General features: G+C 65.9%; 15 protein-coding genes. 8 read left to right on the top strand and 7 right to left on the bottom strand.

Going from position 1 to position 15,150, the window contains the following annotated elements; translation table 11 throughout:
• Positions 1 to 31 precede the first annotated feature (31 nt).
• The 5 genes from A5892_RS16560 to A5892_RS16540 all read right to left on the bottom strand — a co-directional run bounded on the left by A5892_RS16560 (position 32) and on the right by A5892_RS16540 (position 4,924).
• Entirely contained in the window at positions 32 to 1,312 is a 1,281-nt protein-coding gene (locus A5892_RS16560; protein ID WP_064123729.1) for a TRAP transporter large permease, read from the bottom strand.
• On the bottom strand, positions 1,312 to 1,902 hold the full coding sequence (locus tag A5892_RS16555) for a TRAP transporter small permease subunit (RefSeq protein ID WP_064123728.1): 591 nt from the start codon (positions 1,900 to 1,902) through the stop codon (positions 1,312 to 1,314). Before A5892_RS16555 ends, A5892_RS16560 begins: the two co-directional genes overlap by 1 nt.
• 58 nt (positions 1,903 to 1,960) lie before the next feature.
• The gene (locus A5892_RS16550) at positions 1,961 to 3,010 is read right to left on the bottom strand and encodes a TRAP transporter substrate-binding protein (RefSeq protein WP_064123727.1); all 1,050 of its coding nucleotides are present in this window, start codon (positions 3,008 to 3,010) and stop codon (positions 1,961 to 1,963) included.
• 81 nt (positions 3,011 to 3,091) lie between these two features.
• A complete protein-coding gene (locus tag A5892_RS16545; protein ID WP_064123726.1) occupies positions 3,092 to 3,919 on the bottom strand; it encodes a putative hydro-lyase in 828 nt (275 codons plus the stop codon).
• A gap of 114 nt (positions 3,920 to 4,033) precedes the next feature.
• Entirely contained in the window at positions 4,034 to 4,924 is an 891-nt protein-coding gene (locus tag A5892_RS16540) for a LysR family transcriptional regulator (protein WP_064123725.1), read from the bottom strand.
• Positions 4,925 to 5,111: 187 nt separating this feature from the next.
• Between A5892_RS16540 and hemB the strand changes: the two genes are divergently transcribed.
• Complete coding sequence (hemB, locus tag A5892_RS16535) at positions 5,112 to 6,086, top strand: porphobilinogen synthase (protein ID WP_064124567.1); 975 nt, start codon at positions 5,112 to 5,114, stop codon at positions 6,084 to 6,086.
• 62 nt (positions 6,087 to 6,148) lie between these two features.
• Here the strand turns inward: hemB and A5892_RS16530 are convergent, their stop codons facing one another.
• The gene (locus A5892_RS16530; RefSeq protein WP_064123724.1) at positions 6,149 to 6,934 is read right to left on the bottom strand and encodes an SDR family oxidoreductase; all 786 of its coding nucleotides are present in this window, start codon (positions 6,932 to 6,934) and stop codon (positions 6,149 to 6,151) included.
• Positions 6,935 to 6,991: 57 nt separating this feature from the next.
• Positions 6,992 to 7,891 (bottom strand): GntR family transcriptional regulator, encoded by a 900-nt coding sequence (locus tag A5892_RS16525; protein ID WP_064123723.1) that lies wholly within the window; start codon positions 7,889 to 7,891, stop codon positions 6,992 to 6,994.
• Between the two features lie 208 nt (positions 7,892 to 8,099).
• Here A5892_RS16525 and A5892_RS16520 point away from each other — a divergent pair, with 208 nt between their 5' ends.
• The 7 genes from A5892_RS16520 (at position 8,100) to A5892_RS16490 (ending at position 15,137) form a co-directional block, all read left to right on the top strand.
• Positions 8,100 to 8,924 carry an ABC transporter substrate-binding protein gene (locus A5892_RS16520; RefSeq protein WP_150123582.1) on the top strand — a complete coding sequence of 275 codons (825 nt, stop codon included), beginning with the start codon at positions 8,100 to 8,102 and terminating at the stop codon, positions 8,922 to 8,924.
• A gap of 62 nt (positions 8,925 to 8,986) precedes the next feature.
• Positions 8,987 to 9,718 carry an amino acid ABC transporter permease gene (locus A5892_RS16515; protein WP_064123722.1) on the top strand — a complete coding sequence of 244 codons (732 nt, stop codon included), beginning with the start codon at positions 8,987 to 8,989 and terminating at the stop codon, positions 9,716 to 9,718.
• Positions 9,715 to 10,479, top strand: a complete 765-nt coding sequence (locus tag A5892_RS16510; protein WP_064123721.1) for an amino acid ABC transporter ATP-binding protein — start codon at positions 9,715 to 9,717, stop codon at positions 10,477 to 10,479. The genes A5892_RS16515 and A5892_RS16510 overlap by 4 nt, the downstream gene beginning before the upstream one ends.
• Before the next feature lie 14 nt (positions 10,480 to 10,493).
• Complete coding sequence (locus tag A5892_RS16505) at positions 10,494 to 11,666, top strand: M20 family metallopeptidase (RefSeq protein ID WP_064123720.1); 1,173 nt, start codon at positions 10,494 to 10,496, stop codon at positions 11,664 to 11,666.
• Positions 11,666 to 12,799 carry a mandelate racemase/muconate lactonizing enzyme family protein gene (locus A5892_RS16500; RefSeq protein ID WP_064123719.1) on the top strand — a complete coding sequence of 378 codons (1,134 nt, stop codon included), beginning with the start codon at positions 11,666 to 11,668 and terminating at the stop codon, positions 12,797 to 12,799. The genes A5892_RS16505 and A5892_RS16500 overlap by 1 nt, the downstream gene beginning before the upstream one ends.
• Positions 12,796 to 13,953, top strand: a complete 1,158-nt coding sequence (locus tag A5892_RS16495; RefSeq protein ID WP_064123718.1) for a M24 family metallopeptidase — start codon at positions 12,796 to 12,798, stop codon at positions 13,951 to 13,953. Before A5892_RS16500 ends, A5892_RS16495 begins: the two co-directional genes overlap by 4 nt.
• Positions 13,953 to 15,137 (top strand): glutamine amidotransferase-related protein, encoded by a 1,185-nt coding sequence (locus A5892_RS16490; RefSeq protein ID WP_064123717.1) that lies wholly within the window; start codon positions 13,953 to 13,955, stop codon positions 15,135 to 15,137. The genes A5892_RS16495 and A5892_RS16490 overlap by 1 nt, the downstream gene beginning before the upstream one ends.
• The last annotated feature ends 13 nt before the right edge of the window (positions 15,138 to 15,150 follow it).

The following is a 15,150-nucleotide window of genomic DNA, read 5'->3' as shown; positions in this document are numbered from 1 at the left end:
TTCTTGCGTCCAGCTGAACTCCAGGCGTCGCCTATAGCGTCGACGGCAGCCAAAGCGCGATCTGGGGGAAGGCGATCAAGGCGGCGGCGAGGATGAACATCGCGACGATGTAGGGCAGGGCGCCGATCACTACGTCGCTGAACGGCTTGCCGGGACGGGCCGACTGCACGATGTAGAGGTTCAATCCGACCGGGGGAGTGATCAGCGCCATCTCGACGAACAGGATCACGATGATGCCGAACCATACCGGATCGAACCCGGCGGCGAAGATCAGCGGCGCGAGGATCGGAATGGTGATCACCATCAGTGACAGTGTCTCGATGAAGAAGCCGAGCACGATGTAGACCAGGATCACCACCATCAGCAGCATGAAGGGGCTCAGCTCATGTGCATTGATGAACGCGGTGAGCTGGCGCGGTAGCCCCGCCGACGACAGGGCGAAGTTGAGAAACGAGGCGGCGAGAATGATGAACAGCAGCATCGAGGTGGTTCTCAACGTGCTATCGAGGCTTTGCTGCAGCATGCGCCAATCGAGCCTGCGATTGCAGGCAGCCAGCACTATGGCGACCAGTACGCCGATCGCCGCCGCCTCGGTCGGCGTGGCGAGCCCCGAATAGATCGAGCCGACGATCGCGGCGAACAGCACCAGGAGCGGAAACAAGAACACCGAGCTTCGGATTCGCTGCGACCAGGTGGAGCGGCGGATCGGGCCGCCCAGCGAAGGCTTCAGTCGGCAGGCCACCAGGGTGACCAGCATGAACAGCGCGGTGAGCAAGAGCCCGGGGATCAGCCCGGCCATGAACAGCCTCGGGATCGAGGTCTCGGTGAGGAAGCCATAGACGATCAGGTTGATCGAGGGCGGGATGAGGATGCCCAGGGTGCCGCCCGCGGCGATGCTGCCGCAGAACAGCTTGGGGTTGTAGCCGAGCTTCTCGCCCTGGGGCAGCGCGACCGTCGATACCGTGGCGGCGGTCGCCACCGAGGAACCCGAGGTGGCGGAGAACAGCATCGACGTCATCACGTTGGCATGCAGCAGCCCGCCGGGCAGCCAGGAAAGCCAGTGGTCGAGCGAACGATAGGCGCGTTCGGCGATGCCGGCGCGGACGATGACCTCACCCATCAGAATGAACAGCGGAATCGCGATCAGCAGGAAGGAGTTGGCGGCGGACCAGAGGTTCTGGCCGAGTGCGCGGGTGAGCGGAAAGATCGCGAACCATTGATCGATGCCGAAGGCGAGCAAAAACAGCACGATGGAGATCGGGATGCCGGTCAGCATCAGCACCATCACGCCGATCGAAAGGAAAGGCAGCATCAGCGGCGCTCCTCCTTGGCTGCATCCAGGATCGGCGACTCGCTGGTCATGCCGATCAGCGCCTGTACCTCGGCGCGGCCCTGCAGCAGTGCGGCCAGCACCGCGCGTACGCCGAGCACGCTCGCCGCGATGGCGAACCAGATATAGCCCAGCGCCCAGATCAGCTGGGGAATCCACAGCGGGGTGGAAAGCGGGGTGTTGGCCAGCGAGCCGTTGCTCCACGAGCGCGCCAGCACCGGCCAGGCATGCAGCGCGATCACCCAGCCGACCAGTACGACCGAGAAGATCGAGACGAGATCGAGCAGCGTGCGCGCGACCGGCGGCATTTTCGAATAACCCAGGTCGATACGGATGTGGGCACGCTCGATCAGGGTGTGGGCGAGCGTCCAGGATGACAGGATGGCCAGTACGTAGCCCGAGTACTCGGTCACGCCGCGCAGCGATGCCAGGCCGAGCTTGCGCAGCACGACTTCGACCACGATCAGCGCTACTACCAGCAGCAGCATCCCGCCGATGAGTCGGTTGGCGAAGCGGGAAACGAAGCGTGTGGCATCGAGCAGACGGCTGGCCAATGAGGTCAGGATGTTCATAGTGAGCTCCTCGAAAGACGAAGGGAGGCCGCACCGAAGGTGCGGCTGCATGGCTCGTTCAGTCGATGGAAAGGCCGGTGAGCGGGGCGACGTGCTGGTTGTAGAGCGCTCGGGTATCGGCGTCGACGCGGCTGGCCCAGGCTGGCAGCAGCTTGGTGGAGAGGATTTCCTTCGCGGTCTCGAGATCCGCCTCGTCGGTCGCGACCAGGGTCATCGAGGCTGGGCTGCCTGCGCGGCATTCGCCTTCACCCGTCAGGCAGGCGATGCCCTGTTCCGCGCTGTCGGCGATATTGCTCCAGACACCATGGGCGAAGACGTCGCGCGCCTGGGTGGCGATCAAGGTCTGATCCTCGGTGGAGAGCCCGCTCCAGAAATCGCCATTGGCGGCGGTGATCGCGTGGTCCCAGCCGCCGATCGGCAGCGGTAGCAAATGGGTGGCCACGTCGTACCAGCCGGCGTTGTAGCCAGACAGGGAGCCGGTCACCGCGCAGTCGATCACCCCGCGCTCCATCGCGCCCGGCACTTCGCTGAAATCCATCACCTCGCTGCGCGCGCCGAGCGCGTCGAGGAACTCGGCGGTCGAGCGCCCGCTGGCACGCACCGAACGGTTTCGCAGGTCGCTAAGTCCTGAGATCGGGGTGTTGCAGAACACCACCTGGGGCGTGTTGGGAGCGATCGCAAGCAGCTTGGCACCGTAGCGGCTTTGCATGGTGCGTTCGACGATCGGCCAGAATGCTTCGGATACCTTCTCGGCCTGGATTGGATCGACCGCGAGCATCGGCAGGTCCAGGCCCTCGAGTTCGGGCGCGTCGCTGACCACATAGTCGGAGAGCGTCACGCCGATATCGAAAAGGCCATCGCTCAGGTAGCGGAATACGTCGGCGCTGTTGATCCCCATCTGGTCGAAGCTGCTCAATTGCACCTCCAACCTGTCATCGCTGGCTTCAGGCAGCGTCTCGGTCCAGAACGGCAGCTCGTAGTCCTTGTGCAGCGATACCGAGCTCCAGCTGCCGACCACGGAGATCGGTTGGGCCTGGGCGCTGGTGGAGAAAGCGAGGCCTGCGGAGAACGCCAGCGCGCAGGCGGTCGCGAGGGTGGATGGCTTCATGCGAGGATTCCTTGAGTTGTTGTTATGTTCATCGGCCCGGGTTTTCTTACCGGTGGCGTCGTTCGACGCAAAGCTTCGGCCTCAACGGTACTTGAGCCGGCTGTTGGGTATGTCGGTGATCAGCATGTGGCCTGGCGCATGGGTGATCGCGAAGGGCAGCTTGGCATTCATCAACGCCACCTGCGGGGTGACGCCGCAGGCCCAGAACACCGGGATGTCGCCGTCCTCGATCACCGCAGGATCGCCGAAATCCGGCTGCATCAGGTCGGTGATGCCGATCTGCCCGGGTTCGGCGAGGTGGACCGGTGCGCCATGCACGCTCGGCATGTCGGTGGTGATCTGTACCGCACGGATCGCATCCCGGGGCGGCATCGCGCGCATAGACACCACCATGGTACCGGTGAATGGCCCCGCGCCGACCAGCGCGATGTTGGTGCGGTACATCGGCACCACACGCTGGTGGGTGATGTGGCGCAGCTCGATGCCATCGCGCATCAGCGCACCCTCGAACGAAAAAGAGCAGCCGATCGAGAAGCTGACCAGATCGTCTTGCCAGAACTCGCCGATCTCGCCGGGCTCGGCGACCAAGCGGCCATGCTCGTAGATCCGGTAGCGCGGGACGTCGCTGCGCAGGTCGATGTCCTCGCCCAGCGAGACCGGGTGCGGATCGCCAGGCTGGGTCACATCGAGCAGCGGGCAGGCCGCGCGGTTGGCCATGCAGAAGCGAAGGAAGTCATCGGCGTAGCGCGCCGGGATGATCGCCAGGTTGGCCTGGGCATAGCCGTCGCTGAGACCGGCGGTGCTGCGTGGCCAGTCGCCCTGGCGAATGGCGTGCCGCGCCTCGAGCGGGCGGTATTGGCGGATTTGCTCGAATGACAGCCCGGTGGCGGAAGAATCATTTGAAGGCATGGCGGCATTGTACTTATTGGAAGTTGGATTGATTCCACCATATGGAAGTCATTCTCGATCAGTCAAATCCAATAATAATATGTATTTCGATCGGAAAAACCTTTCATCTGGCGCTCAGTCACTTGCTTCAGCGGCGTTCGCTATCGCTATTGCCCGCTGGGTCAGCGCCTCGAGACGCGGGTCGCTGCTACTGGCGAGCCAGGACGCGGTGAATTCGTGCGGTGGCAAGGTGAACGGCAGAGGGATCAGCTCCCCACGTACGATCAACGGCTCGGCGATCGAGAGCGGCACTGCGCCGACGCCGAGCCCGGCCTGGGCCATCTGGGCGATCGAGTTCATCGAGCTCGAGCAGTGGATACGGGTCTTCTCCAGACCTCGAGCGTCGAGAAACGCCCGTACATCGATATAGGCACGGCTGTTGCGCAGGGGGGCGATGAAATCGCTCTCCTCGAGCAGGCGATGAGCGTCGCCTCGATAGCGTTCGAGCAGGGAGGGATGGACCACGAGCGTGGTGGGATACTTGCACAGCGCGTGATTGACCACGCGTTGCGCACTCAGTGGTCCGATCAAAAAGGCGAGGTCCAGCTCCTGGCTGATCATCCGTTCGGCGAGATGCGGCGTGACGTCGATTTCGACCTCGATGACCAGGCTGGGGAAGCGCTCCCGTGCGTCTTCCAGCAGCCGTGTCAGCCAGCGCTGGGCGAGGCTCTCGACGATGCCGAGGCGGAGCTGGCCGCCGATCGCCTCGGATGGCAGCAGCGCCGCTATCGCCTCATGGCGGGCCTGGATCAGGCGTTCGGCGTGGCCGAGCAGGGCGTGGCCCTTGCGGGTGGCCTTGATCGGTCGTTGGCGACGATCGAGCAGGGGAGCATCGAGGGTCTGCTCCAGCCGATGGATCCGTTCGGAAATCGCCGGCTGGGTAATATGCAGGCGCCGTGCGGCCAAACGAAACGAGCCCGTGCGGACGATCGCGACGAAGGCTTCCAGCTCCTTGAAGTCGAACATGACAGGCCACCGATTGAAATGAGCGATCGCTACGATAACGGCTTACGCCTGTAGCGATAAGCCTGAGATAATGCTCGGCATGGAAATCGCGCGGCGCCTTCGCCGATGTGGCCTGCTCCAGCGCTGGGAGAAGGCCCTGGTGCGCCATGCCCGTCGCCATCCATCCGTCGTCATCGAGGAAACGCCCATGTCCGCACTCTTTCCCCAAGCCCGGCTGCGCAGGCTGCGTCGTACTCCGCAGATGCGCGCGATGCTGCGCGAAACCAGGCTCGCTCCCGAGCAGCTGATCTACCCGATCTTCGTCGAGGAAGGCATCGACGAGCCCAAGCCGATCGAGGGTATGCCGGGGCAGTTCCGGGTGCCTGAGAAGCTGCTCGCCCGAGAGGTCGAGCGGCTGGCCCGGCTGGGCCTGACCGGCATCATGCCGTTCGGTATCTCGCACCATAAGGATGCGATCGGCAGTGACGCAATGAAGGCCGATGGCCTGGTGGCGCGGATGGTCGGCACGATCAAGGATGCGGTGCCTTCGATGCTGGTGATCCCCGACATCTGCTTTTGCGAATACACCTCCCACGGCCACTGCGGGGTGATCGAGCACGGGGAGGTATGCAACGACGCGACGATCGAGAATCTGGGCAGGCAGGCGGTGATCGCCGCGGGCGCCGGCGCCGATGTGATCGCACCCTCCGCGGCGATGGATGGCCAGGTCGCCGCGATCCGCCGCGCGCTCGACGGCGCCGGATTCGGCCAGGTCCCGATCATGGCCTACTCGACCAAGCTCGCCTCGTCGCTCTATGGCCCCTTCCGCGAGGCCGCCGGTACCGAGCTCAAGGATGATCGCAAGCAGTATCAGATGGACCCGATGAATCGCCGCGAGGCGCTTCGCGAGTCACTGCTCGACGAGGCCGAGGGCGCCGACATGCTGATGGTCAAGCCCGCGCTCGCCTATCTCGACCTGCTCAGCGACATTCGCCGCGAAAGCCTGCTGCCGCTTGCCGCCTACCAGGTCAGCGGCGAGTACGCGATGATCCGCTTCGCCGCCGCCGCCGGGGTGATCGACGAGAGCGCGGTAATCCGCGAGACCCTCGGCTCGATCCGCCGCGCCGGCGCCGACCTGATCATGACCTACTTCGCGCCGCAGCTGCTCGAAGAGGGACTCTAGGATAACCAGCCAGCCCCGCGTCGAGTCGGCGCGGGGCTGGCTGGTCGGCGATCCCGCTGCGCTCAGAGGCCTTTGATCAAGCCGCCGTCGATCGGGATCTGGGCGCCGGTCACGTAGCTTGCCAGGGGGCTTGCGAGGAAGGCCGCCATCGCGGCGAACTCCTCGACATTGCCATAGCGCCCGACCGGAATCGTCTGCCGGGAGCGGGCGGCGATGGTCTCGACGTCGACGCCTTCGCGTTTCGCGGCGGCCGCGTCAAGTGCCGCGACCCTTTCGGTGGCGATCCGGCCGGGCAGTAGCAAATTGACGGTGACGCCGTCGGCGGCGACCTCGAGCGACAGTGTCTTGGCCCAGGCGGCGAGCCCTGCGCGCAGGGTGTTCGAGATCCCGAGCTGGGGGATCGGCTGACGCACGCCGGAGGAGGCGAGCAGCAGTACCCGCCCGAAGCCGCGGTCGCGCATCTCGGGCAGCAACTCATGGGTCAGCCCGATCAGGGGGGTGACCATGGCATCGAAATGGGTTCGCCATGCGCTCTCATCGACCGCGCTGATCGGGCCGGGGGGCGGCCCTCCACCGTTGAGCACCAGGACGTCGACGCCGCCGAGTCGCCTTCGCGCGGCATCGGCCAGCGTGCGTGCCGCGCCGGCCGCGGCGAGATCGCAAGTCTCGGCGATCAGTTCGCCGGGAAGACCCTGTCCTTCGTTGATCACTTGCTCAAGGCGTTCGGCGTTGCGGCCGACGATCATCACGCTTGCGCCTTCTGCCGCGAGCGCCAGGGCGATGCCGCGGCCCAGTCCGCGCGAGGCGCCAAGCACCAGCGCGCGTTTGCCTGTCAGTCCCAGTTCCATCTCGTTTCCCCATTGATGGCGGTGTGTGCTCGTCTCGAGCGGTGATTCGTCGCGGTCTCAGCGCTTCACACGAAGTGCATTGGAGGCTTCCAGCGCCTGGTCGAGATGCCGCGTCATCAGCTCGGCGGCCTGCGCGCGCTGGTCGGACAACAGCGCTTCGAGTATCGCGATGTGTTCGAAGCACCAGTCGGTGATCCTGCGTCGATTGCCATAGCCGAGATACTCGAGCATGCGTCGCTGGCGATTCTGGCGCACGATCGCCTGCAGGATCAGAGGATTTCCCGACAGGCGGGCGAGGCTCTCGTGGAAGTTGGCATCGAGCCTGAACAGCGCGGTGCTGGTGGCCGGGGTATGTTCATCGAGGGCGATCACCCGGCGATGTTCGTCGATCTGGCCTTCGAGCACCGCGCGGTCGAGCTCGAACCCGGGCAGCTGTAGCCCGGCGGGCTCGAGCGCCCGGCGAAATTCGTAGCTGGCGCGCTGCGAGGACTCACTGTCGAATGCGCAGAGGAAGGTCCAGCCCTGGCCGGTATTGCGCTCGATCAGCCCCTCTTCGGCCATCTGCTCGAGGACCTTTGCCAGCATCGCGACATTGGTATCGTAGCGCTTGAGCAGTTCGACCTGGGTGATCGAGTCCGGCAGCTCGCCGCGCACATGGTCCTCGACGATCATCAGGTAGAGCTCCTCGTCCTGGGACTTGGGCATGCTCAGCGATAGCGCATGCAGGTGATCGGCCGCGCAGTCGATCACATAGCCCTGGTGCGGGATCGACCGCACCACACCCTGCTCGGCGAGCAGCTTGAGCGCGTTGCGTACCGGTGTGCGCGACACGCCGAAGTGCTCGGCGAGCGCCACTTCGCGCAGATGCGCGCCCCGATCCAAGCCCTGCTGATGAATGTGACCGAGGATTCGCTCGGCCAGGACGACTTGGCGCCGTTTGCCTGAAATACCGCTCATGCCGTTCTCGCTGTTGTTTTTCGTGGATCGTCTTGGTGGATCGTATTGGTGGATTGTCGCCGCTCGGCCGGCCCGCTTGAAGCGGCTCGTTTGGGTGACGATCATCGCTTGACAGTGGATTGTACTAAATTTAACGTTAAAAACAATTCTGCTCGCCTCGCTGCGACCAGGTGAAAAAAAACAACATCCATCCAGAGTCGATATCGCCATGACCCACGCCAAGACCGTGTATCGCACGCTGCTGGCCGCAGCCCTGCTCGGCGCCTCCTTTTCCCACACCGCTACCGCCGCCCAGCCGCCGGAGGGTTTGGTCGCCGCCGGCAAGCTGACCTACGGCACCGCGGCCACCTTCGCGCCGTTCGAGTACCAGCAGGATGGCAAGCTGACCGGCTTCGACATCGAGCTTGGCGAGCTGATCAGTGAGCGTCTCGGCCTCGAGGCCGCACCGTTCAACGTCGAGTTTCGCGGTTTGATCCCTGCGCTGCAGGGCAAGCGCATCGATCTGATCAACTCGGCGATGTACATCAACGATGAGCGCTCGGCGCAGGTCGACTTCGTCCCCTACCTGCGCATCGGTAGCGAGGTGGTGGTCGCCAAGGGTAATCCCAAGGGGATCTCCGGGCGCGAGGACGTCTGCGGCCAGCGCATCGCGGTGACCCTGGGCGGGATCGAGGAGAGCCGCGCCAGGGATGACGTCACCCGCTGCCAGGGCGAGGACCGCTCGCCGCCGACCATCGTCACCTTCCCGACCGCCCAGGCTTCGGCGATGGCGCTGCGGGTCGGTCGCGCCGACGTGCTCTACACCTCGACCCCGGGGGCTGCGGTATTGATGCGCGAGGTGCCCGACACCTACGAGACCTCAGGCCCCACCTTCGAGGCCGATACCCGGCTGGGTCTCGCGGTGCGCAAGGGCGACACCGAGCTGGCCGCCGCACTCGAGGAGGCGCTCGGCCAGATCGTCGCCTCGGGAGACTACCTGCGGCTGATCCACGCCTACCAACTGCCCGACAGCGCCGCCCTGCTCGAGCAATGAGGCGATACCCGATTACCTCTTGACCTGATCGGATCGCGCCTTGAACCACCCGGAGAACGAGAATGACCGAGTCACTCCATCTGGTGCTCGAATACCTGCTGTCGCCAAGCTTTTTCAAAGGCGCGCTCACCACCCTGGCGCTGACCGTGGTGTCGATGCTGATCGGCATGCTGATCGGCCTGCCGCTGGCGCTGTTGCAGGAGCGCCGCTCAGTGTTCGTGCGCCTGCCGGTGTTGCTCTACCTATGGCTTTTTCGCGGTACCCCGGTGCTTTTACAGATCGTCTTCGTGTTCAACGTACTCCCGCTGTTCGGCGTGGTGCTCTCGGGGTTCGCCAGCGGCGTGCTGGCGCTGGCGCTCAACGAAGGCGCCTACATGGCCGAGATCTTCCGTTCGGGCATCCAGGCGGTGAGCCCGCGCCAGCGTCTCGCCGGGCGTGCGCTGGGGATGACCTCCGCCCAGGTGATGCGGCTGGTGGTGCTGCCGCAGGCGCTGCGCACGGTGGTGCCTCCGACCGGCAACCAGTTCATGGGCATGCTCAAGTCGAGCGCCCTGGTCTCGGTGATCGCGGTGCAGGACCTTTTGTTGATCGCGGACCAGACCGCCAGCGCCAACTTCCGCTACATCGAAGCGCTCTCCGCCGCGGCGATCTACTACCTGATCTTCACCACTTTGTTCATGGTCATCCAGGGATACATCGAGCGCTGGGTCGCGCCGCGCCGCTCTTCCGGCCGGCGCTCCTGGAGCCAGCGCTTGATCAGCCTCACCTCCGCGCAGCCGAGGAGTTCGCAATGACCACGTCCACTCCCACTCCCGCGGCCGATGCGATGTTCGAAGTCCGCAGGCTGAACAAATCCTTCGACCAGCAGCAGTGGGTGCTCGACGACATCGACCTGAAGCTGCTGCGCGGCAAGACCACGGTGATCCTCGGTCCTTCTGGGTCGGGCAAGTCGACGCTGCTGCGCTGTCTCAACCTGCTCGAGGAGGTCGACTCGGGGGCGATCTGGTTCGACGGTCGCGAGATCACCAAGGAAGGCCCGCGCGGTCACTTGCTTCGTCGCGAGATATCGATGGTGTTCCAGCACTACGAGCTTTTTCCCCATCTCAGCGTGCTCGAGAACCTGATGATCGCCCCGGTCAAGGTACTCGGCGTCGCCCGCGAGCAAGCGCTCGAACAGGCGATGGAGCTGCTCACCAAGGTGCGGATCCGGGAGAAGGCCGATGCCTATCCGGAACAGCTGTCGGGCGGCCAGCAGCAGCGTGTGGCGATCGCGCGGGCGCTGATGATGAATCCGAAGGCGATTCTGTTCGACGAACCGACCTCGGCGCTCGATCCGGAGATGGTCAAGGAGGTGCTCGATGTGATGGTCGAACTCGCCGGCTCCGGGATCACCTGCGTGGTGGTCACCCACGAGCTCGGCTTCGCTCGCCGCGCCGCTGACCGGGTGGTGCTGATGGAAGGCGGCCGGATCGTCGAGGAGAGCGCCAAGGAGCATTTCTTCAGCGGCCAGGCCAGCGAGCGTACCCAGCGTTTCCTTCAACAGATGAGCCATTGAACGAGGAATGATCCATGTCCTTCATCGAACGCACCTCCCTGGGCGGACTACTGGCCGGGCTGGTCGAGTGCGATACCCAGAACCCGCCGGGTGCGGAGGGCGATGCCGCGGCGCTGGTCGAGGCCCGGCTGGCGGCGCTCGGTTTCGATACCGAGCTCGACGAGTTCGCGCCCGGCCGGGTCAACCTGGTCGCACGCCTGGTCAACGGCGAGGGGCCACGGCTCGCCTTCAATACCCATTTCGACGTGGTCCCGGTGGGGCAAGGCTGGGCGAGCGACCCGCTGCGCCTGGATGAGCGCGAGGGGCGGCTCTACGGCCGCGGTGCCTGTGACGCCAAGGGCCAGATCGCGGCGATGGTCGAGGCGCTCGCGCGGCTGAGCAAGGACCGCGACGGCTGGCGCGGCACCCTGCTTGCGGTGTTCGTCGCCGATGAAGAGGTCGGAAGCCTTGGCGCCCGGAGGTTCAAGCAGCGTTACGCCGAGTACGCGCCGATCGATCACGTGATCGTCGGCGAGCCGACCGGCAATCGACCGGTCAATGCCCACAAGGGCAGCCTCAGGCCGGTGGTCGCGGTACGCGGCCGAAGTGCCCATTCAGGCACCCCGGAGCTCGGTGTCAACGCGATCTACGCCGCCGCCAGGCTGTGCGCCGCGGTGGACGAACTCCATCAGCAGGTGCGCGAGCGCAACCACCCGAGCGTTGGCCGTGCGGCGCTGAGCGTTACCCGCATCCATGGGGGGCATGCCGATAACGTGGTGCCCGAACGCTGCGAACTGATGCTCGACCGGCGGATGATTCCCGGCGAGAAGGAGCAGGATGCGATCGCTGAAATAGAGGCCCTGCTGGCAAGGCTCGATGCCGAGCATGGGATCGAGGCTGCGATCGAACGCTTCCAGGCGACCACCGGAGGAGCCAGCGAGACCCAGCCGTCGAGCGCGGTGGTATGCGCCGCGCTCGAGGCCGCGCGCGCCCATGGCGTGGCGGTCGAGGCGCCGGGGGGCTTCCCGGGCGGTTGCGACCTGGTCCACTTCCGTGAGCTGGGCATCCCCGGGGTGGTAATAGGTCCTGGCGATCTGGGCGTGGCCCACCAGCCGAACGAGTTCGTGCCGATCGATGAGCTCGAGTCCGCGGTCGCGATCTACGCTGACATCGCCCGCCGGCTGCTGCCCGTGGAGCCACGAGGCTGATGCGCGCACGTCTGTTTGCGGCGCGCCTGCACTATGTGCCGGGGCTCGAGCTCCACACCGCGGCCTCCGGCGCAGTGGCGGCACTCGATGAGCGTTATCTGCTGATCGAGGACGACCAGGGCGGATGGGGCCTGGGTGGGATCAGGGTCAACATCGAATATCTCAGCGGCGTTGCGGTGGCGCGGCTCGCTGGGCTGCTGCGCGACTCCTTCGACTGGTGGCAGGCGCAGCCAAGCGCCGAGCAGGCGCTGGCATCGCTTGCGGGCACGGGCTGGCCCGCGCTGTTGCGCACCCTGGCCGAGCAGGCACTGCTCGATCTCATGGCCCGGCGCGCAGGCGTCGCGCTCGCCGAGCTGATCGCCGAGCGCGCTGGCCTCGAGGCGCCGGTGCTGTCCGAGCGGATGTGCCTCGACAGCAACCAGACGCTGTTCTGGCAAAGCGAGGCGTCCTTGCTCGCACGCGCCGCGGCCTATGCCGACGCGGGCTTTCACGAACTCAAGCTGCGCGTCGGGATCGAGAATTTTTCCACTGACCTGCGCAGGCTCGAGCAGCTGAAAGTGCTGCTCGGCGATCGTGTTCGCCTGGCGGTCGACGTCAATGGGCAGTGGTCGCTGAGCGAAGCGCAGGCTTGCCTGCCTGCGCTTGCCGAGCTCGGCGTGGCCTATGTCGAACAGCCGCTTCCCGCTTGCGCCTGGGAGCAGATGGCGACGCTTGCCGCGGGCACCGAGCTGACCCTGCTGCTCGACGAGGCGCTGGTCGATTCGCGCTCGCTTGCCCGGCTCGACACCCTGCCGGCCAACGTCGGCGGCCATCTCAAGCTGGTCAAGCTGGGCGGGCCGCAGGCGCTGGTCGAGGCGGCGCTTAAGCTGCGTGACCAGGGTCGAGCGCTGATGATCGGGCAGATGAACGAAGGTGCGCTCGCCACTGCCGCCTGCGCCCACTGCGCGCTCGCGCTCGGCAAGCGACGCGGTGAGCTCTATGGCGCTTTCGGCCTGGTCGACGAGCCCTTTGCACTGCTCGACTACCACCAGGGGCGCTTGCGCCTTCCCATCGGCCACGGCCTTGGCGTCGAGCGTGAGGCGCTCGACCAGGCATGGCGATGCAACCCCAGTTTCGAGGAGATCAAGCGATGAACGAACGCCCCATCCAGGCCCGCGAGGCCACCTTTGCCGCCGAGGTGTACGCGCAGCGCCAGCGCGCGGCCCGAGAAGGCATGCAAGCACGCGGTATCGACGTGTTGATCGTCACCGGGCCGGAGAACCTCTGCTACCTCACCGGCCAGCAAACTCCGGGCTACTACACCTTCCAGGCCTTGGTACTGCCGCTGGAGGGAGAGCCGAGCTTCATCGTTCGCCGCCTCGAGGCGATGAACTGTCGCGCCAACACCTATCTCGAACGGCTCATCGAGTACGACGATGGCATCGACCCGCTCGAGCTGCTCAGCGCCGAGGCAGCGGCGAAGGGCGGCAGGGTGGCGATCGACAAACGCAGCTGGTTCATGCCGATCGTCACCTTCGAGGCACTGGTCGCGCGGCTCGGCGATCTGAGCGACGGCGCCGGTATCGTCGAGGCGCTGCGCGCGGTGAAAAGCGCTGAAGAGATCGCTCGGATCGAGCGTGCCGCCGGCTACGTCGACGCCGGTATGCGCGCGGGGCTTGCCGCGATCCGTGAGGGCGCTGACGAGAACGCGCTGGTGGCGGCGATGATGCAGGCAGCGATTGCCGCGGGCTCGGAGTATCTCGGCATGGAACCCCTGGTCTCCAGCGGCGAGCGCAGCGGTGTGCCCCACGGCACTTGGCGCCGCCGCCGCCTGGCCAGGCATGACCCGGTGTTTCTCGAGCTCGCCGCCTGCCACGACCGCTACCACGCAGTGATGATGCGTTCGGCCTGGCTCGGCGAGCCGCCGGCGCTCGCCCAGCGCATGATGACGAGCTGCCAGGAAGCGCTCGCCGCCGCGCTCGAGGCGCTCAAGCCGGGCAACACCTGCGCCGATGTGCACCGCGCCGCGCAGCGGGTCATCGATCGCGACGGCTTCACCGACAACTACCGCAAGCGCACCGGCTACAGCGTCGGTCTCGCCTTCGCTCCTGACTGGGGCGAATGGCAGGTGGCGAGTCTGTTCGATGGCATCGACCGGCCGCTGGAGCCGGGCATGGTGTTCCACATTCCGCCGGCGTTGCGCGACTACGGCCGTTTCACCGTCGGCGTCAGCGAGACCGCCGTGGTCACCGAACATGGCCACCGGGTGCTCGGCAAGCTGCCGCGTGATCTGCAGGTGGTCGACTGATGCACGATCTCGCCGCGATCCTCCATCCCCCTGGCCGCTTCGAGCTGGCTGCGCGGGCGGCCGCGCTATGGCTTGCGCGTGAGGAATGCGGGCGGCAGGTGGCCAGGCTGGCTGGCTTGGGAGCGAACGCGGCGGTCGAACCGGGGGCACGGCAGTTCGTCACCGCCGACGGACGATTGGTCGACAACGGTTGGCTGTGGCTCGAGCGCGCGTCGGTGCGAACGATCGAGGCCGCAGAGCAGGTCTTCCATTCCGACTCGTCCGCGCTGCTGCTCGGCGAATACAGCCAAGCGGCACTCATCGCGAGCTCGGGCGAAACCAAGCGCATAGCGCGGGTCGAGCCGCTCGGTGATCGATGGCGACTGGTCGACGAAGCCGGGCGGCTGCTGCTTGGCGGCAGCCGCGACCGCTACGACAGGCCATGTCCGGCCGAGGAGGCCGGGCAGGGGATGGATCGAATGCCGATCAGGGTCGCCTTGATCGGTGAGCGCGACCATCTGCGCGAGGTCTATCCGGCCAACCAGGCGGCGCTGGGAGATGCCGCCGATCATCTGGGCGTTACCGTCGAGGTGCGTATCGTCTCTCCGCTGGGCCTCGAACGTGCGGATGCGCGGTCGCTGCTCGGCGAGGTCGATGCACTGGTGCTGCCGGGAGGATGCGACGGTCGTCAGATCGAGGGGCAGATCCTGCTCGCCGGGCTTGCGCTTGCGCTGCAAGTGCCGACCCTTGGGCTCTGTTTCGGGATGCAGAGCATGGCCACCGCAGTGATCCGCGACCGCCTGGGGCATCTCGAGGCGGTGCTCGAGGAGCTCGACCCCGAGGCACCGGTGCATAGCTTCATCGCGCTGCGTGACCAGCGCGGCGCGCAGCGCCACCGCCTGGGTGCCGCTACTTCCCGGCTGCGCCCCGGCAGCCGGGTCGCCAATTTCCATGCGGCTCACACGATTGGCGAGCGAATGAATCACCGCTATCGCCTTGCACCGCGCTGGCGTCATTCGCTCGAGACGGCGGGCATCTCGATCAGCGCCTGGTCCACGGACGATCCCGGGATTACTGACGCGATCGAGGCGCGAGGCGAGGCGTTCTTCGTCGGCATCCAGGGCCATCCCGAGCTTTCGAGCAGCGCACGGCATCCACATCCTGGCTTCATCGCCCTGCTCGAGGCGGCGCTGGCGCGTCGCTGAGCCAGCTTGCAAG

Origin of the sequence: Halotalea alkalilenta (assembly GCF_001648175.1) — a bacterium.
In the GTDB taxonomy this organism is placed as follows: domain Bacteria; phylum Pseudomonadota; class Gammaproteobacteria; order Pseudomonadales; family Halomonadaceae; genus Halotalea; species Halotalea alkalilenta_A.
Note: the sequence above shows the minus strand (reverse complement) of the source record. Positions and strands in the feature narration are given on the sequence as shown.